This window comes from Paraburkholderia sp. BR10923, assembly GCF_040948765.1.
Taxonomy (GTDB): Bacteria; Pseudomonadota; Gammaproteobacteria; order Burkholderiales; family Burkholderiaceae; genus Paraburkholderia; species Paraburkholderia youngii.
Genome location: NZ_JBFPKO010000009.1, coordinates 241,198 through 265,015, shown reverse-complemented (window position 1 = coordinate 265,015; position 23,818 = coordinate 241,198). Strand labels below are relative to the sequence as shown.

The window sequence follows — 23,818 nt, the reverse complement described above, 5'->3', positions numbered from 1 at the left end:
CCGCCATATCAACACGGAGTACAACGATGCTGGAGACACGGATTCCCCCCCGACCGCCACGCCGTTCCCTCGCGCTGGCTTGCGCGCTCGTGCTGGCCGCGAGCGCCGCGCATGCCACGGCCGCGCCGCTTGCCTACGTGACGAGCGAGAAGGCCGGCGTCGGCGTGATCGATCTCGACCAGATGACGCTTGCACAGACCTTTCCGGTCGGCGCGGACGGCCCGCGCGGCCTGAGCCTGAACGCCGACGGCACGCGTCTATTGGTCGCCAACAAGAACACCAACGATCTCGCGGTGATCGACACCGCCACCGGCAAGGTCGTCAAGCGCGTGAAGATCGGCAAAAACCCTGAATATGTGCGGGTGCGCAACGGCTACGCGTACGTGACCTACGAGCCCGGCGAGGACGGCGGGCCGCCGGGAGCGAAACCGGAAGGCAAACCCGACGCGAAAGGGGACAACAAGCCCGAAGCGAACGCGGGCGGCAAGCCCGGCGCGGACGACGACGACGCGAACAAGCCGCCCGCTGAAATCGCGATCATCGATATGAAGAGCTGGCAGGTGATCCGCTCGGTCACGAGCGGCCACGAAACCGAAGGCATCGAATTCTCGCGCGACGGTCAGATGATGCTGGTCACCAACGAAGGCGACGATACGGTGTCGATCTATCACGCACGAACCGGCGCGCCGATCAGGACCGTGAAGCTCGCGGCGGGCGGCCGGCCGCGCGGCATCCGGCTGTCGCCCGATGGCAAGCACTATGTGGTCACGCTGGAGTCGCTCAGCAAGCTCGTCGTGATCGATGCGCACACGTTCGAGGTGGTCAAGACCGTCGATACCAAACTTGGGCCCTATGGCGTCGCGTTCGGGCCGGACGGTCATCGGCTTTTCGTGGCTGCTGCGCGCGACAAGGTCGTGCAGGTGTTCGACGGCCACACCTTCGAACATGTCGCCGATGTGCCGGTCGGCCAGCGCTGCTGGCATTTCAGCTTTACGCCGGACGGCTCGAAGCTGATGGTCGCGTGCGGGCGCTCCGACGCGGTGTACGTGCTCGACGCGAAGAGCTATCAGCCGCTCAAGCAGATCGGTGAACTGCCGCTCGCGTGGGGCATCGTCACGTATCCGCATAGCGATGGGTCGATCGAATCGCATTGAGCGAGATGCTGGCGAAGAGGCTGTTGCAGATCTTTTCGGGGTCTGTCGGCTTTGCGTTGCTGAGTTGGTATTGACTTCCTGTCTTGTACCGCTGTACGAGGGGGCAACCCGCAGCATTACCGTATTTCAAAAAGGCACAGGCGAACTGGCTGCTTTATAGAGAAAACGACTGCTATTCGAACGTTTATTCCGTGGGTCAGGCATCGTTACGATTTGTAGACTTTTGGGATTGCATGACTGGAATCACAAAACACCGGCTCGATGATTTGACCACACCCAACTCAGATGATTGAGCGTTGACATGCTCCGCGTGGGCGGCGTTTTGCCGAGATTTTTGTCAGTGGGCATACGCGGCATTGCCAGCACGACGTCACTGGGGCGCTTTGCCATTATTCAATTCGCAAGCAGCAAAACGAATTCCTACGCGACCTCTGTCGATCAAAACGGGGTGAACGTCATAACCACCACGACTGCGACCCCACCACGCAATCCACCTCTACTTCCACCCATATCTCATCCCCACCCAAAACCCCCTCGGCGCCCCCGGCCCGACGAACTGCTCGTTGACCGGATTCGCGCCGTTGAACGTATTCCCCGGCCCGGTAAAGAAGTTCGCCCCCAGCGCGCCGAAGCTCGCATAGCGTTTATCGAGCAGGTTCGACACCGATGCGAACACCTGCAACTGTTTCGTCACCTGATACGAGGTGTCCATATCGATCAGCAGATAGCCGGAGATCTTGCCGTTCACGTCCTGATTGTTCTCGTCGCCCTGCGCGTAGATGCTGCCGCGCCACGTCAGGTTCGTGCCGATTCGCCATTTCGAGGTGGCCGCGTAATCGAGCCGTAGTTTGACGGTCGTCGCCGGAATGCTCGGGATGTGGTCGCCGGGATGCACGGTGATGTTGCCGTTCGCGTCGGCGCTCGAATTGCTGCGGCTGCTTTCGACCCATGTCGACTGGTAGGTCGCGTTGACGTAGCTATAGCTGCCGGTCACCGTGAGCGGACCATATTTCGTCTGCCCTGCCAGTTCGACGCCTTGCCGGCGCGTGCGCCCGACGTTCTGGAAAAAACCCTGCGAACTGCCCGCACCGTTACTGCTGATGAACTGGATGTCGTTGTCGAGCGTCGTGCTGTAAGCGGCGGCGCTCCATGTCGTGTTGCCGCCGATCCTGCCGCGCGCCCCGACTTCATAGGTCTTCGAAATAACCGGCTGCAACGGCGGATCGGAGATGAAGTCGTTCGGCAGCGAACATGGCGCGTTCGGATCGGCGCAGGCCAGTTCGATCGCGGTCGGCGAGCGCATGCCCTCGTTGTAGGTCGCATAGGCGGTGAAGGCAGGCGTCGGGTTCCAGTTGATGCCGACCGCCGGATTGAAGCGCGAGAACGTATGGTGGCCGTTGAGCTGCGGCTGCGTGCCGGATTCGTCGCCGATCGTCGCATCGGCCCAGTTGTAGCGGCCCGACAGCGTCAGCGACCACTGCGGCGTCAGCGACAGTGTGTCCGTCAGGTAGATGCCGTAGTTCGTGTTGTGCGTGTTCGCGTTGGTTTGCGGTTCGAAATTGCCGATGCCGACCGTCGCGCGCGAATCGGTGAACATCGCGTCCTGCGACGACTGCGTGAAGTGCGAATTGGCGGCATCGACGGCCATGCCCGCGATGAACTGGTTCTTCATGCCGCCGAGCTTGCCGAGCAGCGTCAGTTGCAAGCTCGCGCCGTAGCTGTCGGTCGTCACGGTCGATTGCACGTTGGTCGCCTGCAACGTATCGACGTCGCCGTCGTCCCCGATCTTGCCGAAGTTTTCGTTGACGTTACTGCTGGTATTGGCATTGCGAAAGTGTCGGTAATACGCGTTGCCGCTCAGCTCGACGTTGTCGTTGAAGTAATGATCGCCCGACAGCGTCAGGTAGCCGACGCTATTCTGATTCCGGTCGGGATACGTGTACGGTTGCTTCGGGTTGTTGAGGAACGAGCGCGGAATAGTTTGCACGCCGTGCAGATCGTTGTCCGCGCCACCGGCCGACAACGACAGCGTGGTGTCGGCGTCGGTATAGCGCAGCTTGCCGAATGCCTGGCGGATGCGGCTCTCGTTCTGCTCGGCCCAGCCGTTGTCGTTCGCGGCGTTGGCGGTGAAGTAGTAATCGAGGTTCTGGCCGATCGTGCCGCCCTGTTCGATCTGCGCGGCCTTGCGTCCCCACGAGCCGCCCTGTATTTCGGCCTCGCCGACCGGGTTGTCCTTGCCGTTTTTCGTCGTGATCGCCAGCGCGCCGCCGAGCGTGTTGAAGCCGAAGGTCGGATTGGAGCCGGGGATCAGCTGCATCGTGTCGATTGCCTGTTGCGGTATCAGGTCCCAGTTCACGACGTCTCCGAACGGCTCGTTCACGCGCACGCCGTCGACGAACACCGACAAGCCCTGCGGCGTGCCCAGCAGCGGCGATGCAGTGAAGCCGCGATAGAACAGGTTCATCTGATACGGATTGCCCTGAGCGTCGGAGATCGAGACGCTAGGCAGATTCGCCGCGAGGTAATCGGTAAGCGTCTGGCGTCCCTGCCGTTGAATATCGGCCGCATGGACCGTCTGCACGTTGGCCGGCACTTGCGTAAGCGGCGTGCCGATGCCGAGCAATGGCGTGGTGCCTACGACGACGATCGGTGCGAGGGTCGTGGTGGGTGTCGTGTTGTTGGTGGCGTTGTCGTCGGCGGCCTTGGAAGGCGCCGCCGAAGACGCCGAAGCCGGCGCCGACGCCGACGCCGCGACCGGCGGCTCGGCTTGCCCCTGCGCCCATACGCCCGTGGACAAACCGGCGAGCGCGCCACCCACACAGAAGGTGATGCCGGCGCGCCGCTGAAGCCGGCGTTTGCGGCGTGCTTGAGATCGCATGCTCATCGTTGTTGTCTCCTGCCGGCTTGTTATGCGCGCGTGTCGCGCGTTGTTCGACGTTGGTGTAAAGCTTCGCATACACGTCTGTAAGCCGCGCGGGAGCTTTTCCCGATCTGCCGGGGAAGCGTTCCCAAACTCGCGCGAAACCCGCTGCGCGTGCCGGCGCTGAGTAGAATGCAAGCGTCATGTCAAGCGAACCGATCCATTCCTCCTCTGCTGGCCGTCCACCGCCATCGTCACCGATATGGCGCGACCTCGGCTGGGTCGTCGCCGTGACCGTGCTCGCGGCGGCGCTCGGCGCCGCCTTCGATCTGAGCGAGAAGATCTACCGGTTCACGCGCGGCATGGAGCGCTTCCAGCTCGACGAGTTGCCGGGCACGCTGTTCGTGCTTTCGATCGCGCTCGCATGGTTCGCGTGGCGACGCTATAGCGATGCGCGCCGCGAAGCGCGCCGTCGCCGCATGCTCGAGGAACAGGCCGAACGACTGCTCGCCGACAACCGGCGCCTCGCCAGTCAGGCGCTGCAGGCGCAGGAACTCGAGCGCCGCCATATGGCGCGCGAGCTGCACGACGAGCTGGGTCAATACCTTAACGCGATGTCGCTCGACGCGGCGCGCATCCGCGATCTATCGGGCGAGCGCGAGCCGGAGATTCATCGCATCGCGCTCGGGCTGATACAAAGCGCGACGCATGTGTACCGGGAGATCGGCGGCATGATCCGCCGCCTGCGGCCGATCGGTCTCGACGAATTCGGCTTGCCGACCGCGCTCGAACATTGCGTCGACGGCTGGCGCGAGCGTTTGCCCGAGGCGTCATTCTCGGTGACGATCGAAGGCGATTTCAGCGGCCTCAGCGATGCGTTGACGATCACGCTGTACCGGCTCGTGCAGGAAGGACTGACGAACGTGTCGAAGTTCGCGCGCCGCTCGCGCGTCGAACTGTTCATGGTGCGCGCGCCGCGCGAAGACAACGGCACGCAGATCGACGAGATTGTCGTCACGATGGCCGACGACGGCCCCGGCACCGATCTGACGAAGCCGCGCAGCGGGCTCGGGCTGATCGGCATGCGCGAGCGCGTCGAGGCGCTCGGCGGCGAGTTTCACGTCGCGAGCGAGCCGCAGCGCGGTTTTCTGTTCTGCGCGCGCGTATCCGCTCAAGCGGGGCTGGCCGAGCCCGTGAACTGAAGTCCGAGGCGGCTTGCCATCTGCGCGAGCTGCACGCCGTTGTCGGCGCCGAACTTCTGCCGGATCACCGATTGATGGTTGGCCACCGTCTTTTGACTCAAGCCGAGCTTTTCGGCGATGCTCGGCAGCGTGTAGCCCTGCACGAGCAGCCGCAGCACTTCGAACTCGCGCGCGGACAACTGACGCCCCGGCGGCCCTTCGTTGAACGCGGTGCGCAGCGCGAGCGCCTGCGAAATGTCCGGGCTCAGATAGCCGGCGCGTCGGGCGATCGAGCGCACCGCTTCGACCAGCACGTCGGGCGCGCTCGCCTTGGTCACGTAGCCGAGCGCGCCTGCGTCGAGCGCGCGGCGCACGAAGATCGATTCCTCGTGCACGCTGAAGATCAGCACGCGCGCATCGGGCTCGCGCGCGAGCATGCGCCGCATCGCTTCGATGCCGCTCGCGCCCGGCAGCGACACGTCCATCACGACCACATCGGGCCGCAACGCGCAAAAACGCTGGTAGGCCTGCGCGGCGTCGGCCGCTTCCCCGCACACCTCGACGTCGTCGTTCAATTCGAGCAGACGCCGGTAGCCTTCGCGCACAACCGCATGGTCGTCGACGAGCAGAACCGAGATGGTGTCGGCACTCATGATTGGGCTCCCGGTGATGCTCGGTTATCGCCGTGGGCGTCCGGCTCGCGGGCAGCCGCCGCGAGCTTGCGCGAGTTGGCGTCGTTGCGGAACAGGATCGGCTGTTCGCGTGCTGCTGCTGTCGCCTCGTGTTCCGATGCCGCGTTCCGCACGATCTTGACCACGGTTTCGTGAAACGGCGATTTGTCGCAGACGGGGTCGGCGTTGGCGGGGTCGCCGGTCAGCAGGAAGGCCTGGCAGCGGCAGCCGCCGAGGTCGTGCTCCTTTTCGTCGCAGCTGCGGCACGGCTCCTTCATCCACTTCACGCCGCGAAAGCGGTTGAATGCGTCGCTGTCGTACCAGATCTCGCGCAACGGCATCTCCTTCACGTTCGGCAGCGTGAGGCCAGGCAGGCCGCGCGCCGCGTGACACGGCAGCGCGGCGCCGTCGGGCGCGACGCCGAGGAACACCGCGCCCCAGCCGTTCATGCAGCGCTTCGGGCGGCGCTCGAAGTAGTCGGGCACGACGAAGAAGATCTTGCAGCGCTCGCCGTGCGTTTGGCGATAGCGCGCGACTACCGCTTCGGCTTCTTCGAGCTGCTCGCGCGTCGGCATCAGTTGCGCCTGGTTCTCGCGCGCCCAGCCGTAGTACTGCGTGTTCGCCAGCTCCAGATATTCGGCGCCGAGAGCCAGCGCCATGTCGATGATCTTGTCGACGTGCGGCAGGTTGTAGCGATGCAGCACGCAGTTCATCACCATCGGAAAGCCGTGCCGTTTGAGCGCGGCGGCGACGCGCTGTTTCAGCTCGAACGTGCGCGTGCTGCTCAGGAAATCATTCAACTGCTGCGTCGAGTCCTGGAACGACAACTGGATGTGATCGAGCCCGGCCGCCTTCAGGTCGCCGAGGCGCTGATCGGTGAGACCGACGCCCGACGTGATCAGGTTCGTGTAGAAGCCGAGCCTGTGCGCTTCTTCGACCAGCACTTCGACGTCGTCGCGCACCAGCGGCTCGCCGCCCGAGAAGCCGAGTTGCACCGCGCCGAGCGCGCGCGCCTCGCGCAGCACGTCGAGCCATTGGCCGGTGGTCAGTTCGCGGTTGTGATCGGTGTAGTCGAGCGGGTTGTAGCAGAACGCGCAATGCAGCGGACAGCGATAGGTCAGCTCCGCGAGCAGCCACAGCGGCGGCGGCACCGCGGCGGCCGCGCTGCTTTGCGGTTGCCCGCCGGGTTGAGAGCCTGGTTGAGAAAGATCGGTCATCGCACTACTCCAGCCAGCCGCGCCCATGCGCGTCGGCGATGAAAGCCCGCACCTCGTTGCCGATGCCGGTCGCGTTGAACGCCTGTTCGAGCTCGGCGATCAGCGTATCGATGTCGCGTGTGCCGTCACAGCGCTTGAGGATTTCTCCCGCGCTTTGATTGAGTTTCACCATGCCTTCCGGGTAGAGCAGCACGTGCGCGTTCTGCGCAGGCTCCCATTGCAGGCGGAACGGCTTCGCGATCGTGAGCGGCGTGGCGGGGTCGGCGCGTGTGGTGTCGTTCATTGCGGAAACGCCTTCTCGATCGAGTCGAGCATGGTCCACAGAATGTCGAGCTTGAACTGCAGGATTTCGAGCGCGCGTTCCTGCTGATCGCGTCGCGTGAAATGCGCGAGCGTGACTTCGAGTCCGTGCTGCACGTCGCGCTGCGCGAGCGAAATGCGCGAGCGGAAGTACGCGAGGCCCTCGGGCTCGATCCACGGATAGTGCTCGGGCCAGCTCGCGAGCCGGTCGCGATGCACCTGCGGCGCGAACATCTCGGTCAGCGACGAGCACACCGCTTCCTGCCACGGCGCACGGCGCGCGAAATTCACATAGGCATCGACGGCGAAGCGCACGCCCGGCGTCACGTGTTCGAGCGACCACAATTCGTCGCGCGTGAGGCCGACCGCGTCCGCAAGACGCGCCCAGGTTTCGATGCCGCCTTCCGCGCCTTCGTAGCCGTCGTGATCGAGAATGCGCAGCACCCAGCGGCGGCGCGTCGCGCGGTCCGGACAGTTCGACAGCACGGCCGCATCCTTGAGCGGAATGTTGATCTGATAGTAGAAGCGGTTCGCAACCCAGCCGCGAATCTGCTCGCGCGAGCAGCCGCCGCTATTCATCTTCACGTTGAACGGATGGTGGATGTGGTAGGCGGTGCCCTTCGCGCGCAACTGCGCTTCGAATTCCTCACGGCTCCAGGCGGGCCGGTCGATGAGCTGGGTTCCCGCCGCACTTGCATCGCGTGTCGGTATCGTGTCCTGAATGTCTTTCGCGTTCATGCCGTCCGTCTCCGTTTTATCGTCGTTCACAGCCGCGCCTGGCTACCTCATCTCTTCGCACTCTTTACTGCGCACTTCAAAGCTCGAAGCTCATTCCGTCGTACGCGACCTCGATTCCATGCTCGCCTAGCATGCGCCGCTCGGGGCCGTCTTCGATCAGGATCGGATTCGTGTTGTTGATATGGATCAGCACTTTGCGTTTCGCGCCGAGCGAATCGAGCGTTTCGATCATGCCGCCCGCGCCGCTCTGCGGCAGATGGCCCATATCCGCCGAGGTCTTCTTCGACAGGCCGAGGCGGATCATTTCGTCGCCGGTCCACAGCGTGCCGTCGACGAGCAGCAGATCGGCCTCGCGCATCGCCGCGAGCACGTGCGGCTCGATCGCGCCAAGGCCCGGCGCGTAGAACACGCGCTGGCCCGATTGCAGGTTCGTCAGCACGAGCCCGAGGTTGTCGCCGCGCTCGGGCGCCTCGCGATGCGGCGAGTACGGCGGCGCCTTGCTCGATAGCGGCAGCGCGTCGATGCGGATGCCAGGCAATGCGTCGACGGCGAGCGGCGCGCCGTCTAGCGCGATGCGGCGATGCTCGACACCACAGTAGTGCGACAGGATCGGCGCGACCGGAAAGCCGGAGCGCAGGTCTTGCCAGACCGCATCGGTCGCGTACAGCGGCAGCGGTGTGTCGCGTTCGCGCAGCATCAGAAGGCCGGTCACGTGGTCGATCTGCGCGTCGATCACGAGTACCGCGGCAATGCCGCTGTCGCGCGCGCGCCGCGCCGGCTGAAGCTCGGGATGCGCGGCGATCTGCGCGAGCAGATCGGGCGACGCATTGACGAGCAGCCAGTCCTCGCCGTTCGCGCTGACCGCGATCGACGACTGCGTGCGGCGCGTCGCCTTCACCGTGCCGCGACGCACGCCGTCACAATTGCGGCAATTGCAGTTCCACTGCGGAAAACCGCCGCCCGCCGACGAGCCGAGTACCTTGATCTTCATGCCGCGTGACGCATGCTGCTGCGCTCCTCGTCGATGGTGGGAATGAACATCGCGGCGAGCGCGCTCGCGACGCGTGCATGCAGTGCGGGGTCGCTCGTCAAATGGCCCGCCGCGCTCACGGACTCGACACGCGCGGAAGGAACCGCGCGGGACAGACGCCGCAGATTGCCGTGCGGACACACCGGATCGCGCGAGCCATGCACGGCCGCGATCGATACGCCGGCCGTGGCCGCCTGCCGCGCGAGCGACAGCAAACGCGTTTCGCCGAGCCAGCAGCGATGCGCGAGGTAGTGCGCCTGAATCCGGTATTTGCCGATCAACTTGCGAGCGGCATGGCGTTCGCAATCGTGTGCGTTTCGCTGGGCCCCGCGTTGTTGTGCCGCGGCGCCTCGCGGCGATGCACTCGCCAGCACCGCGTTTTCATAACCGCGCCAGGCCAGCGCGACCGCACGTTGCCGCGCTTCGCGCGCGCCGTATTGCAAGCCGGAGCCGCATCGCGCGGCCAGCGTTGCGGGCTCGTCGCAGCGGGCAGCGGCACGCAGTCTCGACCACGCACGCGGCGCGCGCTTGCGCGACGCGATGAACAAACCGCGCACTTCGCGCGCGGATGTTAGAAACAGGCCGCGCAGCACGACGCCCGTGACCGACTGCGGACACTGTCCCGCATACGCGAGCGCGAGCGCCGCGCCCCACGATCCGCCGAGCACGCCCCAGCGCGCGAAGCCGAGCCGCACGCGAATCGCTTCCAGATCGGCGATCAGATAGTCGGTGCGGTTGTGACGCACGCTGCCGTGCGGCATCGACGCACCAGTGCCGCGCTGGTCGATCAGCACGACGCGAAAACGCCGCAGATCGAAGAGCCGCAGCACACCGGGCTGACTGCCGCTGCCGGGGCCGCCGTGCAGCACCGCGACCGGCACGCCGTCGCGCGCGCCGGCGAGCGCATACCACACGCGATGGCCATCGCGCGTGCGCAGCGTATGCACTTCGAGCGCCGCGGCTGCCTGCGTGGGGCGCGACGAGCTTCGCATCGTCATGGCAGCATCCTCGCGAGCAGGTTGTCGCGATCGATCCACTGATGCTTGAACGCGCCCGCCACGTGCAGCACGATCAGCGCAATCAGCGCATAGCCGATCGCATGATGAAGGCCGAAGAACAGCTCGCGCAGATGCGCGTCGTCCCAGCCCCACTTCGGCAGCAGGATGCCCCAGAAGCGCGTGCCGTAGCGGTTGAACGACGAGCCGAGATACCCGGCGAGCGGCATCGCCACCATACAGACGTATAAAAGACCCTGCGTAGTGCGCGCGGCGGCGCGTTGCCACGGTGGCATCGGCGGCAGGGCAGGCCGGTGAAGGACCACCCGCGCGACGATGCGCAAAAGCACCAGCAGGAAAACCGTCAGTCCGAGCGACTTGTGCAGATTGATCAGCGTCGCTTTGACAGGCAAGCCCTTCGGCAATCCGACCATATAGAGGCCGAGCGCGAGCAGACCGATGATGCCGAGCGCGATCAGCCAGTGCAGCGCGATCAGCAGCCCGGCATAGCGCGGGGCGCCGGCGCTGGCAGTTGCGTTGACGTTGATATCAGGCTTCGCGTTTCGAGAATCCGCTGTCGTCATGCCCTGTCTCCATGCAACATCGTGGCGGGACGTTTCTTTTTTGCCGAATAGCGTTTCAGTCCTGGGCGACATAGCTGCCTTAGCCGGCGATCAGTATTTCGCCGCGGCCGTCGACCGCGAGGTCGCCCGTGAAACGAACCGGCAGACGGTCCGCGCGCCACTGCGAAAACGGCGCGATTTCGGCCGCGAGGCTGCGTATGAGCAATGACCAGAATACGTCGAAACCGTGCCCGCCGCCGGTGAACGTCGGGGGCGGCAAACCCTCGGGTCGTTGCGCGAGCAGCAGCGTGCCGCGCCTCATCGCATACGCATAGTGTGCGCCCAGTTGCCCCGCCACGCCGACGGTCCCCGCCACCAGCCGCGACGCCGCGAAGTCGCCCGCGTTGCCGCCGACCAGCACGAGGCCGCGCCGCATCCGGTCGGCGAGCCGAGCGCCCGCGTTGCCGTGGATCGTCAGCGTGCCGCCGCTCATGCCTTCCATCTCGCCCGTCAGCGCGCCGGCGGCGAAGTCGCCGCTGTCGCCGCGCACCGTCACGCGTCCGCCGCGCATTTCGCAACCGGTGAAGTGCCCCGCGTCGCCGTCGATTTCAAGCAAGCCGCCGCTCATCCTGAAGCCGCTGTAGTCGCCGACCGGGCCGCGCGCGACGAGCCGTCCCCCGTCCATCTGCGCGCCGAGCCGGTCGAGCCACCGCGCGGCGCCGTCGATCAGCAGCGTGGCCAGGTCGTCGCCGGATGCGGGCGCGTCATCGCGCGAAACCTCGAATACGTCGCCGACCACGCAGCGCTCGTTGCCGGCCGGCAGCACGCTGCGCTCGATCTCGGCCACGCTCATGCTCGCCAGCGCCGCCGGTGACAGTGCGGCCGCATCGACGCGAAAGCCGGGCGGTGTTTTCACGCGCAACGTGGTCGTGCTCATGCGCGTCCCCCGTTGAGTCCCGCCGCCAGCTCGTGCAGATGAAAGTGGTACGGCCCGAGCTTGCCGCCGTAGTTGCCCGCCGAAATGCGCAGCACGCCGGCCGCGCGCCCGAGTCCGGTCGCCGCGCCGATACCGGCCGTCATCGCCGCGCCGACGTCGGCGTCGGTCAGACCGTCGATGACGATCTCCAGCACGCAGCCCACGTCCGCGCTTAACTCGCTGCGCGATGCGAGGCCGATCAGGCTCGGACAGAACGCGTCGTTGGTCGATGCGGTCGCGCCCGCGTACTTCGAGCCGATCTTCGAGCCCGACCGCACGATGCCGCCGGGAAACGGCATGATCACGTTCGGCAGCCGGCGCATCGCTTCGACCGCGGCTTCGGCGGCGGCGAGCGCCGCGCCCTGGTCGCGCGCGAGCAGCAGCAGGTTGCCGCCGCCGACGGCCTTGACCGTCGCCGCCGTGTCTTCGCAGACGAACTCGCCGTCCATCACCGGCACGCGCCAGTAACGGGTGGGGCCGTTCCCCGTGTCGATCATCTTGGCGATCTGCCAGCCGTCGCCGAAAAAGCGCAGCCCGCTGCCGAGCGGCGCCGGGTCCGATAGCGGCGCGCGGCTCGTGGCCGGATCGATGCCGCTGTAGACGGCGGTGCTCGGACAGGTGAGCACGCACTGGCCGACACGCCGCCCGATCTGCTTCGCCAGTTCCTTCGTCGACACCGCGAACAGCAGCACCGCCACGCCGGGACGGCCGTCGGGCGTTGCCTCGGGCGCGAGCATGCGCTCGATGCCCGCCTCGCAGCCGCAGCCGATCACCGAGGTCGCGAAGCCCGACAGCGAGTTCGCCGCGTGCATCGCCCACGTTGGCGTGTACGCGGTGATCACGAGCCGCGTCGCCTTCATCGGGAAGGCTTCGGCGAAGGTCGCGTCGATCGCGGTGCCGTTGATTTCGAGCGGGGCGGGAGCGTTCATCGTGGCCGCGTCAGGTTAGACATTCGACGGGCAACAGCCGCCCGCCGCGGCAGCAGCGGCAGGCTTCGTCGTCGCTGATCGCGGCGTGCGCGAAGTTGCTCGCGAGATTCGCGTCGCTATACGCGCGCAGCGTTTTCTCGATACCGCGATCGAACTCGGGCGCGACGAAATGGATGCCGCCGGTCGGCGTCGCGATCAGTGTGCCGTCGCGCGCGACCAGTTCGCCGTCCTTGAACACATAGGCGGGCGACGTGAACATCCGCTCGCGGTCCGGCTCGTCGCGATAGACGGCGATATCCGCCGCCGCGCCCGCGCCGAGATGGCCGCGATCGCGCAGACCGAGCAGCCGCGCGGGACCGGCGCGCGTGATGATCGCGATCTCGTACAGCGAGAATTCGCGCTCGAGTTCCGGCAGCGCGCTGGCGACCTGCGCTTCGGGATGCAGCTTCGCCAGCTGCTCATCGCGAAACGCTTTATCCATCAGCAGGCGGATCAAATGCGGATAGCTCGTGAACGGTCCGCCGTTCGGATGATCGGTGGTCATCGCGACGCGCCACGGGTCGTCGACGAGCAGGAAGATTTCGAGGCCGATGATCCATTGCAGCGCGTTCACGTAGCTCTGTTCGCGATAGCGGAACGGCACCACCCCGCAACCCGCGTCGCACTCGATATCGCCGACCACCCACTTCTGCGGCCGCGCGAGCGGCGCGTTGCGGAACTGCATCATCGTGTCACCGGAGGCCGTGACGGTCTGTCCGAAGATGATCTGCCCGACGTCGATCGACACGTTCGGCCGCGCGTTCACGGCCTCGGCAATCTGCCGTGCGCCCGACGAAAACTTGCGTGTACCCTCGGTGCCATAGCTGTGAAACTGGATATGCGTCAGATGGATCGGCAGGCCGTCGGCGGCGTCCATCGTCGCGATCGTCGATGCGAGGTTGCCGGGCACGCCGAGGTTGCTCGTATGCACGTGCAGCGGATGCGGCACGCGCAGTTCGGTCAGCGCGCGCGTCAGCGTGCGCAGCACGTCGCGTGGCGTGATGCCGTAGTGCGCGTGCGGTTCGTCGACGTTGAGCGAGCGCTGGTTGAACTTGAACGCGGAGATGCCGCCGGGGTTCACCACCTTGACGCCGAGCGCCTTGCTCGCGTCGATGGTCCAGCCGACGTAGTCGCGCAGACGTTCGAAGTCGTCGCGTGCGGCGAGCATTTGCAGGAACAGTTCGTCGTTGCCGAGCATCACGTACGCGCCGTGATCGATGATCGGCGTGTCGCCCATTTCGAGGTGCGTGTGGCGCGCGTTCGACGGCATCATCGCCGGTTCGAACGCGGCCGTGTAGCCCATTTCGGCGTAGCGGTAGCCGGTCGCGAGCGTGCCCGGCGCGCAGACGCCGCACGAAGGCAGACGCAGATAGCGGCCGTTGTCGTCGCGCGTGGCTTCGTAGGCGGCCTCGCCCAGCGCGTCGGCGCGATGGTCCTCGGGCAGCAGCAGGCGCGACAGATTGGTCTTGCCGCCGCCGATATGCGAATGCAGATCGATGCCGCCCGCCATCACGATCATCCCGGTCGCGTCGTATTCACGATCGACAGGCATGGTGGAGGGAACATCGACGATGCGGCCGTCGCGAAACGTCAGATCGCGCCGCTCGCCGTTGACGTTGTTGATCGGGTCGAACAGCGTGCCGCCCTTGAGCCGAACGAGAGTCATGGCTGATCCTCGCGCGGATTCAGTCGGCCGCTCACTCGTTCGTTCAACTGCGCGGCAATCGACGCCACCGTTTCCAGCGCCACCCCACGCGCGGCGGTGAGCGGCATCACGACGGTACCGTCGACGCGAAACAGATGCCCGCCGCTATCGATGCCCGGTGTCGCGACCGGCACGAACACGGTGTTCGCGCCGCGTGCGCTGGCGGCAGCCGCGAGCGCCGGATGACCGAGCACGATCAGCGCAAGCGCGGGATCGAGCGACGCGGGCCACGCGTGCGGCGCGAAGCCCGCGATCCACAGCAGCGCATCGACCTCGCGTTCGGCGAGCAGCCGCGCCGTCCGATAGCGGTACGGATCATGATCGAGCGGCGCCGCGCCGGTGACGCGCGCCGGCATCGACACGCGCGTGCGCAGCGGCAAGCCTGACAGCCACGTGACGGTCTGATTGACCGTCAACGCGCCATCGTCACCGCCGAGTGCGACACATGCCGCGCGCGTCGTGCGATTCACGGCCTTCACGATCCGGTTCAGCGCTTCGATCAGCAGCGCCGCGTGCGGCGCGGGCAGTGCGGCCGGTTCATAGACGACCACCGTGTAACGCGCGCTGGCGATGCGTGCGTGCAGTGACGCGAGCGCGGTTGCCACGTTGGCGTGGTTGCGATTGCCGTGACTTAGCGCGGCCGCATCGCGTCCTTCGGCGAGCGCCGACCACAGCGCAAGCGTGTCATAGGGATCGGCGTCGCGCAGCAGCGAGTCGATACGCGTTTGCGCGAAGCCGGCCGCCGCCGGGTCCGCTTCGCAGCCGACGAAGACCAGTTCGCGCGCGAGCTCGGTGCCCGCCAGCGCGCGCGTGAAGAAGCGCGGGTAGCGCAGCGACGGCTGACAGCCGAAGAACACCAGCAGGTCGGCGCGCGCGCGCACTTCGGAGAGCGTCGTGAAGAACGCGCCGCGATCCTGCAACGCGAGCGTCGCGGGCGTCAGCGCATCGCCGTGCAGATGATCGAGGATCGCGCCGCAGGAGGCGGCAAGCGGATACAGCGCGCGGGTGCCGGGGACGTCGGTGGCGAGGCCGCCGAACAGTGGGCGGCGCGCGTTCGTGAGCAACTGTGCGGCGCTCGCCAGCGCGGTATCCATGTCGACTTCGTTGCCATCGACCACGCATCTGCATTGCGCATCCGCCGCGCCGTACTGCGCGAGTGCGTGAGCGAGCCGCGAACATTCGGTGTCCGGTACTTCGAGCGTGCCGTCGTCGTGGAAAGCGGCGACCAGGTCGTCGCATAGCAATGGGCAGAACGGACAGATCCAGTCGCGTGTGAGCGTCGCGGCGCGCGTTGCGCTCGGGCTAGGGAGCGATGGATCGATGGCGGGACTATGCATGGGCCAGGTTTAGCAAGCTCCATGCCGATCTTTGGACGACGCATCGGCGGGCGAGCGCCGCGCCGAAGCGGGCCGCGCTTACGGTCATGCCGCTTTGCATTCAGCGGATCGACCTGCGCGAAGTACCGGCGGCAAGCGTGCCCGATCGTGCGTCGGCGCGCGGGTTCAAGGGCCCGCTGCGCCATACAAAATGTGTGCCGTTCTGGAGCAGAGTGTCACACGCAAACTGTCCGGCTTGTGTTGCGTTTACAGACAGCGCTGTCAGAACGCGTGGCATGGAATTTGTATGGAAGGCCTACGCTGAATCGGAAGGCGCGGAGTCGATCTGCCGATCATGCAGCGCGGACGCCACCAGCCAGGCGCTTGCGCCGGTGGCCGCCGCGGCGGCCAGATCGGCCTGATTGCGGATGCCGCCCGCGCCGATCAGCGTGGTGTGCGCGGCGGCTTGCGCGCGCAGGCGCTCGAATGTCGCGAGGTCGGGGCCGGCGTAGCTGCCGACCTGGTCGAGCGTCATCGCGATCACGCGCGACGGCCACCATGCCGACGAGCAATCGAGCGCGGTCGCGGCGAGCAGTTCGCCGGCGCGATGATCGAGCGACAGGATCGGCGCGAGACCGGCGCGCTGCGCCGCGTGCACGGCATGGATTTCGCGAAGCGTTTCCGAGCCGAAGACCGGCACGACGGTCGCGAGGCTGGAATGGGCAGCAGGGCGGTTGGGTTGATCAACAGCAGCGTCGATGCGCTCGAACAGCGCGCGCATGGATGCGTAGTCCGCGAAGCCCGCGTCGAGCCACAGTTCGATGCCGGGCAGCGCGGCTCGCAACGCGGCGAGCGTCGAAGCATGCGCGCCGCGCTGCAGGATGGCGCCGAGATCGGCGATATAGAGCGTGCGCGCGCCGCTGGCTTCGAGTAGCGCGCGGGCGGTAGCAAGTGGGTCGCTCGTCGCGACGAGGCGGGACTGGATGGGCCGATAGGCGCTCCGCTCGCCGCGTACCGCGCGGACGACCTGGCCGTCGAGCAGATCGAGAACAGGTATCACCTGCATAGAGGGGCGCTTTCCTTTGACCAAGATCTTTGTTTATGAGTATCTCACCGGCGGCGGCATCGACCCCGCGCTCGCCGGCACAGGCAGTCTCGCCGATTTAAGCGCGCTGATCGTCGAAGGACGCGTGATGCGCGACGCGCTGGTCGCTGCTCTGCGTGAACTGGACGGCGTGCAGATCACGTTCGCGACCTCGCGCTTCGAAACACCAGCGCCGGGCGACGCTCATTGTATGGCCGCGCCCGGCGAATCGATGACGGCGTTCGTCGCGCGCGTCGCGCGCGAGCACGACTACGCGTGGGTCGTCGCGCCGGAATGCGACGGCCTGCTGCTGCGCTTTCACGATGCGGTCGGCACCGCCCGGTGGCTCGGCTGCGCGAAGGAAGCGATCCGCGTCGCGTCGAGCAAGAGCGCGACCGCGGCATGTCTTGCCGCGCATGGCATTGCGACGACGCCGGCGCTCGAACCCGGCGACCCAGCCGCGCAGCACGGCGGCCGCTGGGTCGTCAAACCGGATGACGGCGCGGGCGGCCTCGACACGATCGTCTACGAGCGCTTCGCCGATGCCTGCGCCGAGTACGAGGCGCGCGCGGCCGCGGCGCGCAATCCGGTGCTGCAGGCGTGGGTCGACGGCGAGCCGTTGAGCCTGTCGCTGATCTGCCGCGGCGACGCGACCAAGCTGCTCAGCATCAACCGTCAGCAGATCGGGCTGAGCGGCGGCGACGCGCCGGGCGAGGTTGCGCGGATCGTCGAGTTCGACGGCGTGCTGGTCGATCAGATCGACCAGCACAGCGACATGGGCCGCGCGCTCGACACGCTCGCGCATCGCGTCGCGCGGGCCATCCCGGGTTTGCGCGGCTTCGTCGGCATCGATGTCGTGTGGCATCCGCAACGTGGGCCGGTCGTGATCGAGGTGAATCCGCGTCTGACGGTCGCTTATGCGGGGCTGTCGGCGGTGCGCGGCAGCGGCCTGACGCGCGCGCTGCTGGCCGCGCATGGCGTGCGGCTCGAGCGCTGCGGCGCGGCGCGCGCCAATCCGCTCACATTCGAGGTGCGTCCTTGAGCCCCGCCCGTTCGAACCCGGCGGTGCGGTTCGGCTGGGACGTCGGCGGTGCGCACGTGAAGGTGTCGCTCATCGACGGCAGCGACGCCGTGCGCGACGTCGTGCAATGGCCGTGTCCGCTGTGGCAGGGGCTCGACCATCTGCAACGCACGATCGACCTCGTCTTCGAGCGCTGGCCGCAGGCCCGCACGGACGCCGCGCAGCATGCGGTGACGATGACCGGCGAGATGGTCGACCTGTTCGCGGACCGCGCCGAAGGCGTGCGCGCGATCGTGGCCGCGCTCGCGCAGCGGCTCGGTTCGTCACTGCGTTTCTACGCCGGCGACGCCGGCTGGCTCTCTGCCGACGACTGCCCGGCCGGCTGGCGCCAGGTCGCGTCGGCGAACTGGCTCGCGACCGCCAGCTGGGTCGCTACCTGCATGGCGAACGCGCTGCTGATCGACATCGGCAGCACCACTACCGACATCATTCCGATCGTCGACGGCCGGGTCGTCGCGCGTGGCGCGACCGATGCGGGCCGGCTCGCGAGCGGCGAACTCGTGTATCACGGCGTCGTGCGCACACCGTTGTGCGGCGTCGCGCATCGGATCGATTTCGGCGGCGCCACGCTGAACGTGATGAACGAATGGTTTGCGACCACCGCCGACGTCTACCGGCTGACGGGCGAACTGGACCCGCTGCACGACGTGCAGCCGAGCGCCGACCAGGGACCGAAGACACAGGCGGCGAGCCGCGCGCGGCTCGCGCGCATGATCGGGCACGACGCGCACGACGCGTCGGACCTCGAATGGCTGCAGTTTGCGCGGCGCTGGCGGGCGCTGCAGGTGCGCGAAATCGGCGCAAACCTGATGCGCGTGGTCGCCGCGCAGCCGTCGCTCGCGGCCGCGCCGCTGGTGGGCGCGGGCTGCGGCCGCTTCCTCGTCGCCGCCTTGGCGCGCGACGAAGCGCGCGGCTATATCGACTTCGGCGCGTTGGCGGGCGTGCCCGATGCCAGCGCGGCGTGGGCGGCGACCTGCGCGCCGAGCGTGGCGGTCGCGCTGCTGGCGGCGCGCGAACCGGGAGCGGAGCGGCGAAGCGCGCGTGGCGTGGCAGCGCGAGCGGCATGAGTTGACCGGCGCGGCGCCGCCCGAAGACGGGGCGCCAGCGCACGAGTAGCGCAAAGAGGGACAGTGGGGACGATTGGGCGAGCGGGACAAGTTCGGTGATGAACGAGGTTGCGAAACGACGCGACCCAGCCGGGCACTCAACTGGACGCGAGGACAACAGTCATGTGGGTGGTCAAGATCGGAGGCAGCCTGAGTCACGACCCGGCACTGGGCCACTGGCTCAGCGAGCTATGCGAAGTCGGCGGCGGACGGGTGGTGATCGTGCCCGGCGGCGGCGATTTCGCGGACAAGGTGCGCCAGTACCAGGGCGAATGGAACTTCGACGATCTGGCCGCGCACAACATGTGTCTGCTCGCGATGACGCAATACGCGCTGCTGATGCAAGGTGTGTCGCCCGAACTGGTGATCGCGTCGAGCGAGGCGAAGATTCGCCGCACGTTGCGCGACGGCCACGTCGCCGTGTGGGTGCCGACCGCGCTGATGCGCGACACGCCCGACGCGATGAGCAACTGGGACACGACCTCCGACAGCCTTGCCGCCTGGCTTTCGACGATGCTCAACGCCGAGCGGCTGATCGTCGTCAAATCCTGTCCGATCGCCGCCGACGATCCACTCGAAATGCTGGCCGCGTCGGGCGTAGTCGACCGCAAGTTCGTCGACTACGTGACGGATGCGAACTATGTGGTCGAACTGCTCGACAAAAGCAACGTCGCGCTGATGCGCGACCGTTTGCTGAACATTCCGGTGATGTGAGCGGTGGCTATAGCCGCGTCGCGCTCGTCGAGCCCGGCAGCGGCGCACCGCCATCGACGCGGATTTCGCCAGCCGGCCGATGCAACGCGCTCGCCCATTGCGCGACGCGCTCGGGATCGAGCCGCGAGCGGCGCCCGTCGGCGCACAGCGCGGTGCGAAAACCGGCCACGTCGGGCGCCAGCGCGCGGATCTGCGGCAGTTGCGCCCAGCCGAGCGCACCGGCGATGCCCACCATCGCGCCGCGCTGACGCGCGAGCCGCAACCAGCGTGCGAGCGAGTCGACATCGACGTGATCGAACAGCGTGCCGCCGTCCTTGCTCGCGGTATCGAACATCAGGCCGGCAAAGCCGAGCGCCGCGGTGTGGCTGACGAGGTCGTCGTCCATGCCGCCGTCGCACAGCAGCACCGGCACGACAGTGGCCGGCAGATTCGCGAGCTGCTCGATGCAGCGGCGCGCGGCTGGTCCGCGCGCGACCCCGACCTTCACATAGTCGACGCCGGCGTCGCTGACGTCGATCACGCGCGTGGCGATCTCGTCGAACGCATCCGCCGGCACGTCGCCGATCGCCGCGCTGATCGGCTTGACCGGATAGCGCGCCCGCAGCTGTCGCGCGATGTTCGTAATGGCGCCGACCGACAGGCCGCCGAGCGCGCCATCGTTCGGTTCTTTCAGGTCGATCAGCTCGGCGCCGGCGCGTGCGGCATCGAATGCTTCCTCATCCGAGCGGACGCTCGCAAGCAATGCGGTCATCGGGATTCTCCGCGGCAAACGGGTTGAGGGTCTAACAGACCCTAATGATGGGCGGAAGCGGCGGCGTGATTGGCCGCCACTTCCAGATTCGCGCGGTATCGCGCGACCGCGGCGACGAGCCAGCCCCATGCGGTGCGCTCGTTGTCGCCGGCGGTTTTGTCGATCGCGATCTGCAGATAGGCCATTTCGCGATCGACCTTGTCGGCCGGCAGCATGAAAAGCCGGCTTACCAGAATCGCGCCTTCCACGACCGCCGACTGCGCGCGATTGAAGCCCGCGAACGGCGCGTGGTTTTCGCGGTGCACGCATTTCATCACCAGTACCGGGCGCTCTTTGTCGTCTTGCAGTTCGTCGAGTTCGAGTTCGGCGTGGGCCAGCGATTCGGCCAGCCGCACGCTCGCGACACGGCTTGCGGCCACGGTCGGCCAATCGGTCGCGCAGTGCGTGACGCAGCCCGCGAAGATGCGCACGTCGGTCGTGAAATTCAGCACGGCCGCGCGCGTCGCGACGATGTTGTCGAGCGTAACCGACGGTCGGAAAGGCGCAAGGATGATGCGCTCACCCTCGTAGCGCGCGCCCATCGGCGCGATATGAGGACGGCCATCGCACGCTGCCGTGGTGACGATCGTTTCGTGGATCATGGTTGGGAACGTTTGTCCCGACAGCGCCGGAAGGCCGGCCGTCAGCAGAGGTCAAACACAAACGGGAACCGCAAAGGGGCCGCGGCGTGCGGCCCGGTTGCGGGCTTAACGCGTAGCGACATACATCACGATTTCAAAACCGAGGCGTACGTCGGTGTAGCTCGGAGTCGTCCATTGCATACGTGCTTCCTCCTTCGGTTGAAACTGCGGTTGGAACTGCGGTTCGAACTACTCTGAGCCGCCGGCCCGGCGAATTTTCATGCCCGATCTCGACGGCAGCCGGCATCACGCAATCTCCATGCCCGTGCGTGTGCCGGCCGGCCAGGCGGGCGCGCATTCGAGGGCTAATACAGCGCTCGGCGAATTGCGCCACGCCCTGGCGCTCGCGCGGCTTGCCAGACGCAAGCGTCCGCGCGGTGTGGCGGAAACGAAGCAAAGTGTTCCATCGCGATTCGCCAATCCGATTGCGCTGTCACCCGTGCCCGTCTCCCACACTAGCCGATTCTGCTCCCATTGCCGTTTCATGGCGTGAAAAAGAAACTAACGATGTGATAGCGATAATCGATCCATTAAGTCTGCCAAATAAAATCGTGAATTCCCCTTGAGCGTGTCCGTGCCTACAGTGCAACTCAAGCGCTTCGTTCTTCCGGCAGTGCGCTTGCCACCTTCGAGGACACGTCATGAACGATTTCAGTCAACCGCCGATCCAGCCCGGACATCAAGCGCGCGATCCGCACAATCCGCGCGAGCGGTACGCGGCAGGCGTGATGAAATACCGCGAGATGGGTTACTGGCAACCGGACTACGAACCGAAAGAGACCGACGTGATCGCGCTCTTTCGCATCACGCCGCAACCCGGTGTCGAACCCGAGGAAGCGGCGGCCGCGGTGGCCGGAGAATCGTCGACCGCGACGTGGACGGTGGTGTGGACCGACCGCCTGACCGCCTGCGACATGTATCGCGCGAAGGCGTATCGCGTCGAACCGGTGCCGGTGTCGCGCGCCGACGAGCCGCAGTACTTCGCGTACATCGCGTATGAACTCGATCTGTTCGAAGAGGGCTCGGTCGCGAACCTGACCGCGTCGATCATCGGCAACGTGTTCGGCTTCAAGCCGCTGAAGGCGTTGCGGCTCGAAGACATGCGCATCCCCGTCGCGTATCTGAAGACGTTTCAGGGACCGCCGACCGGCATCGTCGTCGAGCGTGAACGGCTCGACAAGTATGGACGCCCGCTGCTCGGCGCCACGGTCAAGCCGAAGCTCGGGCTGTCGGGCAAGAACTATGGGCGGGTGGTCTACGAGGGCCTGCGCGGCGGCCTCGATTTCCTGAAGGACGACGAGAACATCAACTCGCAGGCGTTCATGCATTGGCGCGACCGCTTCCTGTTTTCGATGGAGGCGGTGAACCGCGCGCAGGCGGAAACCGGCGAGGTCAAAGGGCACTACCTGAACGTGACGGCCGGCACGATGGAGGACATGTACGAGCGCGCCGAATTCGCGAAGGAGCTTGGCTCGTGCATCGTGATGATCGATCTGGTGATCGGCTGGACCGCGATCCAGTCGATGTCGCGCTGGGCCCGCAAGCACGACATGATCCTGCATTTGCATCGCGCGGGGCACAGCACCTACACGCGGCAACGCAATCACGGCATCTCGTTTCGCGTGATCGCCAAATGGCTGCGCATGGCGGGCGTCGATCATGCGCATGCGGGCACCGCGGTCGGCAAGCTCGAAGGCGATCCACTGTCGGTGCAGGGCTACTACAACGTGTGCCGCGACGCGCACAACGCGGTGGACCTGTCGCGCGGCCTCTTCTTCGATCAACCGTGGGCCGGCTTGCGCAAGGTGATGCCGGTCGCCTCGGGCGGGATTCACGCGGGGCAGATGCATCAACTGCTCGACCTGTTCGGCGACGACGCGATCCTGCAGTTCGGCGGCGGCACGATCGGCCATCCGGCCGGCATCCAGGCCGGTGCGACTGCGAACCGCGTCGCGCTCGAAGCGATGGTCAAGGCCCGCAACGAGGGCCGCGACATTCTGCGCGAAGGGCCCGACGTGCTCGAAGCCGCCGCGCGCTGGTGCACGCCGCTCAAGCAGGCGCTCGATACGTGGCGCGACGTCACTTTCAACTACGCGTCGACCGATACGCCCGATTTCGCCGCTACGCCGACTGCGGCTTAAGAGAGCCGAGCTTTACCCGCCAGCGCTTCACGAGCGCATCCGCAACGTGGTGCTACGGCACCGCGCGGGGCACCGTTGACGCCGTTCTGAACGCGACATCCATCAACGAGGTTCGTCATGCGTATTACTCAAGGAACGTTTTCTTTTCTGCCCGAGCTGACCGACGAGGAAATCGGCCTGCAAATCGACTACGCGCTGCGCCAGGGCTGGGCCTGTTCGGTCGAATTCACCGACGACCCGCATCCGCGCAACACGTACTGGGAAATGTGGGGCCTGCCGATGTTCGACCTGCACGACGCGGCAGGCGTCTTGCAGGAGGTCCGGGCCTGTCGCGAGGCGCGGCCGCAGCACTACATCAAGGTCAACGCCTTCGATTCCGAGCGTACCTTCGAGACGATGCGCCTGTCGTTCATCGTCAACCGGCCGGACGTGGAGCCGGGCTTCCGTCTGTCGCGCCAGGACGCGCAGGGGCGCACGCAGCGCTACAGCATGACGGGCTATGCGACCGACCGGCCGGCGGGCGAGCGCTACGGCTCAACGGGCTGAGCCGCTGATCGAGCACGAGGGTGCAAGACAGGCACACGACA

Annotated in this window: 25 protein-coding genes; 9 read left to right on the top strand and 16 right to left on the bottom strand. The window is 66.5% G+C overall.

Annotated features, from left to right (window positions below; all coding sequences use genetic code 11):
• Positions 1–26: 26 nt before the first annotated feature.
• Both AB3X94_RS19550 and AB3X94_RS19545 read left to right on the top strand, forming a co-directional pair.
• Positions 27–1,154 carry a beta-propeller fold lactonase family protein gene (locus AB3X94_RS19550; protein WP_368612407.1) on the top strand — a complete coding sequence of 376 codons (1,128 nt, stop codon included), beginning with the start codon at positions 27–29 and terminating at the stop codon, positions 1,152–1,154.
• A gap of 83 nt (positions 1,155–1,237) precedes the next feature.
• A complete protein-coding gene (locus tag AB3X94_RS19545) occupies positions 1,238–1,447 on the top strand; it encodes a lysozyme inhibitor LprI family protein (protein ID WP_368612406.1) in 210 nt (69 codons plus the stop codon).
• A gap of 203 nt (positions 1,448–1,650) precedes the next feature.
• On the opposite strand, the gene AB3X94_RS19540 is transcribed toward AB3X94_RS19545, so the two are convergent.
• Entirely contained in the window at positions 1,651–4,038 is a 2,388-nt protein-coding gene (locus AB3X94_RS19540) for a TonB-dependent receptor (RefSeq protein ID WP_176107450.1), read from the bottom strand.
• A gap of 179 nt (positions 4,039–4,217) precedes the next feature.
• Between AB3X94_RS19540 and AB3X94_RS19535 the strand changes: the two genes are divergently transcribed.
• On the top strand, positions 4,218–5,216 hold the full coding sequence (locus tag AB3X94_RS19535) for a histidine kinase (RefSeq protein ID WP_368612405.1): 999 nt from the start codon (positions 4,218–4,220) through the stop codon (positions 5,214–5,216).
• On the opposite strand, the gene AB3X94_RS19530 is transcribed toward AB3X94_RS19535, so the two are convergent.
• From AB3X94_RS19530 to AB3X94_RS19475, 12 genes are all read right to left on the bottom strand, one after another.
• The gene (locus tag AB3X94_RS19530) at positions 5,186–5,848 is read right to left on the bottom strand and encodes a response regulator transcription factor (protein ID WP_013091038.1); all 663 of its coding nucleotides are present in this window, start codon (positions 5,846–5,848) and stop codon (positions 5,186–5,188) included. The two genes, AB3X94_RS19535 and AB3X94_RS19530, sit on opposite strands and share 31 nt — an antisense overlap.
• Positions 5,845–7,083, bottom strand: coding sequence for a pyrroloquinoline quinone biosynthesis protein PqqE (pqqE, locus tag AB3X94_RS19525; protein ID WP_368612404.1), 1,239 nt, complete (start codon positions 7,081–7,083; stop codon positions 5,845–5,847). Before pqqE ends, AB3X94_RS19530 begins: the two co-directional genes overlap by 4 nt.
• Positions 7,084–7,087: 4 nt before the next feature.
• Positions 7,088–7,366, bottom strand: coding sequence for a pyrroloquinoline quinone biosynthesis peptide chaperone PqqD (gene pqqD / locus AB3X94_RS19520; RefSeq protein WP_176107454.1), 279 nt, complete (start codon positions 7,364–7,366; stop codon positions 7,088–7,090).
• Complete coding sequence (gene pqqC / locus AB3X94_RS19515) at positions 7,363–8,121, bottom strand: pyrroloquinoline-quinone synthase PqqC (RefSeq protein WP_368589481.1); 759 nt, start codon at positions 8,119–8,121, stop codon at positions 7,363–7,365. Before pqqC ends, pqqD begins: the two co-directional genes overlap by 4 nt.
• Positions 8,122–8,197: 76 nt before the next feature.
• A complete protein-coding gene (gene pqqB, locus AB3X94_RS19510) occupies positions 8,198–9,112 on the bottom strand; it encodes a pyrroloquinoline quinone biosynthesis protein PqqB (protein ID WP_368599030.1) in 915 nt (304 codons plus the stop codon).
• The gene (locus tag AB3X94_RS19505; RefSeq protein WP_368612403.1) at positions 9,109–10,149 is read right to left on the bottom strand and encodes an alpha/beta fold hydrolase; all 1,041 of its coding nucleotides are present in this window, start codon (positions 10,147–10,149) and stop codon (positions 9,109–9,111) included. The genes pqqB and AB3X94_RS19505 overlap by 4 nt, the downstream gene beginning before the upstream one ends.
• Positions 10,146–10,802 (bottom strand): cytochrome b, encoded by a 657-nt coding sequence (locus tag AB3X94_RS19500; protein ID WP_368612402.1) that lies wholly within the window; start codon positions 10,800–10,802, stop codon positions 10,146–10,148. The genes AB3X94_RS19505 and AB3X94_RS19500 overlap by 4 nt, the downstream gene beginning before the upstream one ends.
• Positions 10,803–10,809: 7 nt before the next feature.
• Positions 10,810–11,646 (bottom strand): formylmethanofuran dehydrogenase subunit C, encoded by an 837-nt coding sequence (locus AB3X94_RS19495; RefSeq protein ID WP_176107459.1) that lies wholly within the window; start codon positions 11,644–11,646, stop codon positions 10,810–10,812.
• Complete coding sequence (fhcD, locus tag AB3X94_RS19490) at positions 11,643–12,614, bottom strand: formylmethanofuran--tetrahydromethanopterin N-formyltransferase (RefSeq protein WP_368612401.1); 972 nt, start codon at positions 12,612–12,614, stop codon at positions 11,643–11,645. The genes AB3X94_RS19495 and fhcD overlap by 4 nt, the downstream gene beginning before the upstream one ends.
• Positions 12,615–12,624: 10 nt before the next feature.
• A complete protein-coding gene (locus tag AB3X94_RS19485; protein WP_368612400.1) occupies positions 12,625–14,319 on the bottom strand; it encodes a formylmethanofuran dehydrogenase subunit A in 1,695 nt (564 codons plus the stop codon).
• Positions 14,316–15,695, bottom strand: a complete 1,380-nt coding sequence (locus tag AB3X94_RS19480) for a formylmethanofuran dehydrogenase (protein WP_368612399.1) — start codon at positions 15,693–15,695, stop codon at positions 14,316–14,318. Before AB3X94_RS19480 ends, AB3X94_RS19485 begins: the two co-directional genes overlap by 4 nt.
• Positions 15,696–15,990: 295 nt before the next feature.
• Entirely contained in the window at positions 15,991–16,740 is a 750-nt protein-coding gene (locus AB3X94_RS19475) for a HisA/HisF-related TIM barrel protein (protein ID WP_368612398.1), read from the bottom strand.
• 16 nt (positions 16,741–16,756) lie between these two features.
• Between AB3X94_RS19475 and AB3X94_RS19470 the strand changes: the two genes are divergently transcribed.
• The 3 genes from AB3X94_RS19470 (at position 16,757) to AB3X94_RS19460 (ending at position 19,659) form a co-directional block, all read left to right on the top strand.
• Positions 16,757–17,800, top strand: coding sequence for an ATP-grasp domain-containing protein (locus tag AB3X94_RS19470; RefSeq protein WP_368612397.1), 1,044 nt, complete (start codon positions 16,757–16,759; stop codon positions 17,798–17,800).
• Entirely contained in the window at positions 17,797–18,906 is a 1,110-nt protein-coding gene (locus AB3X94_RS19465) for a hydantoinase/oxoprolinase family protein (RefSeq protein ID WP_368612396.1), read from the top strand. Before AB3X94_RS19470 ends, AB3X94_RS19465 begins: the two co-directional genes overlap by 4 nt.
• 162 nt (positions 18,907–19,068) lie before the next feature.
• Entirely contained in the window at positions 19,069–19,659 is a 591-nt protein-coding gene (locus AB3X94_RS19460; protein WP_368612395.1) for an aspartate kinase, read from the top strand.
• Between the two features lie 7 nt (positions 19,660–19,666).
• Here the strand turns inward: AB3X94_RS19460 and AB3X94_RS19455 are convergent, their stop codons facing one another.
• The 3 genes from AB3X94_RS19455 to pqqA all read right to left on the bottom strand — a co-directional run bounded on the left by AB3X94_RS19455 (position 19,667) and on the right by pqqA (position 21,231).
• Entirely contained in the window at positions 19,667–20,410 is a 744-nt protein-coding gene (locus AB3X94_RS19455; RefSeq protein ID WP_368612394.1) for a (5-formylfuran-3-yl)methyl phosphate synthase, read from the bottom strand.
• A gap of 41 nt (positions 20,411–20,451) precedes the next feature.
• On the bottom strand, positions 20,452–21,051 hold the full coding sequence (locus AB3X94_RS19450) for a DUF447 domain-containing protein (RefSeq protein ID WP_176379705.1): 600 nt from the start codon (positions 21,049–21,051) through the stop codon (positions 20,452–20,454).
• Between the two features lie 105 nt (positions 21,052–21,156).
• The gene (pqqA, locus tag AB3X94_RS19445; protein WP_113062024.1) at positions 21,157–21,231 is read right to left on the bottom strand and encodes a pyrroloquinoline quinone precursor peptide PqqA; all 75 of its coding nucleotides are present in this window, start codon (positions 21,229–21,231) and stop codon (positions 21,157–21,159) included.
• 79 nt (positions 21,232–21,310) lie between these two features.
• Between pqqA and AB3X94_RS19440 the strand changes: the two genes are divergently transcribed.
• The 3 genes from AB3X94_RS19440 (at position 21,311) to AB3X94_RS19430 (ending at position 23,777) form a co-directional block, all read left to right on the top strand.
• Positions 21,311–21,583 carry a hypothetical protein gene (locus AB3X94_RS19440; protein WP_176107483.1) on the top strand — a complete coding sequence of 91 codons (273 nt, stop codon included), beginning with the start codon at positions 21,311–21,313 and terminating at the stop codon, positions 21,581–21,583.
• Positions 21,584–21,731: 148 nt separating this feature from the next.
• Positions 21,732–23,231 (top strand): form I ribulose bisphosphate carboxylase large subunit, encoded by a 1,500-nt coding sequence (locus tag AB3X94_RS19435; protein ID WP_176107485.1) that lies wholly within the window; start codon positions 21,732–21,734, stop codon positions 23,229–23,231.
• A gap of 117 nt (positions 23,232–23,348) precedes the next feature.
• A complete protein-coding gene (locus AB3X94_RS19430) occupies positions 23,349–23,777 on the top strand; it encodes a ribulose bisphosphate carboxylase small subunit (protein WP_176107487.1) in 429 nt (142 codons plus the stop codon).
• Positions 23,778–23,818 lie beyond the last annotated feature (41 nt).

Coding starts and splice junctions, on each gene's coding strand:
- AB3X94_RS19550 (WP_368612407.1), top strand. CDS start 27: ATGCTGGAGACACGGATTCCCCCCCGACCGCCACGCCGTTCCCTCGCG.
- AB3X94_RS19540 (WP_176107450.1), bottom strand. CDS start 4,038: ATGAGCATGCGATCTCAAGCACGCCGCAAACGCCGGCTTCAGCGGCGC.
- AB3X94_RS19535 (WP_368612405.1), top strand. CDS start 4,218: ATGTCAAGCGAACCGATCCATTCCTCCTCTGCTGGCCGTCCACCGCCA.
- AB3X94_RS19530 (WP_013091038.1), bottom strand. CDS start 5,848: ATGAGTGCCGACACCATCTCGGTTCTGCTCGTCGACGACCATGCGGTT.
- pqqE (WP_368612404.1), bottom strand. CDS start 7,083: ATGACCGATCTTTCTCAACCAGGCTCTCAACCCGGCGGGCAACCGCAA.
- pqqD (WP_176107454.1), bottom strand. CDS start 7,366: ATGAACGACACCACACGCGCCGACCCCGCCACGCCGCTCACGATCGCG.
- pqqC (WP_368589481.1), bottom strand. CDS start 8,121: ATGAACGCGAAAGACATTCAGGACACGATACCGACACGCGATGCAAGT.
- pqqB (WP_368599030.1), bottom strand. CDS start 9,112: ATGAAGATCAAGGTACTCGGCTCGTCGGCGGGCGGCGGTTTTCCGCAG.
- AB3X94_RS19505 (WP_368612403.1), bottom strand. CDS start 10,149: ATGACGATGCGAAGCTCGTCGCGCCCCACGCAGGCAGCCGCGGCGCTC.
- AB3X94_RS19500 (WP_368612402.1), bottom strand. CDS start 10,802: ATGTCGCCCAGGACTGAAACGCTATTCGGCAAAAAAGAAACGTCCCGC.
- AB3X94_RS19495 (WP_176107459.1), bottom strand. CDS start 11,646: ATGAGCACGACCACGTTGCGCGTGAAAACACCGCCCGGCTTTCGCGTC.
- fhcD (WP_368612401.1), bottom strand. CDS start 12,614: ATGAACGCTCCCGCCCCGCTCGAAATCAACGGCACCGCGATCGACGCG.
- AB3X94_RS19485 (WP_368612400.1), bottom strand. CDS start 14,319: ATGACTCTCGTTCGGCTCAAGGGCGGCACGCTGTTCGACCCGATCAAC.
- AB3X94_RS19480 (WP_368612399.1), bottom strand. CDS start 15,695: ATGCATAGTCCCGCCATCGATCCATCGCTCCCTAGCCCGAGCGCAACG.
- AB3X94_RS19475 (WP_368612398.1), bottom strand. CDS start 16,740: ATGCAGGTGATACCTGTTCTCGATCTGCTCGACGGCCAGGTCGTCCGC.
- AB3X94_RS19460 (WP_368612395.1), top strand. CDS start 19,069: ATGTGGGTGGTCAAGATCGGAGGCAGCCTGAGTCACGACCCGGCACTG.
- AB3X94_RS19455 (WP_368612394.1), bottom strand. CDS start 20,410: ATGACCGCATTGCTTGCGAGCGTCCGCTCGGATGAGGAAGCATTCGAT.
- AB3X94_RS19450 (WP_176379705.1), bottom strand. CDS start 21,051: ATGATCCACGAAACGATCGTCACCACGGCAGCGTGCGATGGCCGTCCT.
- AB3X94_RS19440 (WP_176107483.1), top strand. CDS start 21,311: ATGCCCGATCTCGACGGCAGCCGGCATCACGCAATCTCCATGCCCGTG.
- AB3X94_RS19435 (WP_176107485.1), top strand. CDS start 21,732: ATGAACGATTTCAGTCAACCGCCGATCCAGCCCGGACATCAAGCGCGC.
- AB3X94_RS19430 (WP_176107487.1), top strand. CDS start 23,349: ATGCGTATTACTCAAGGAACGTTTTCTTTTCTGCCCGAGCTGACCGAC.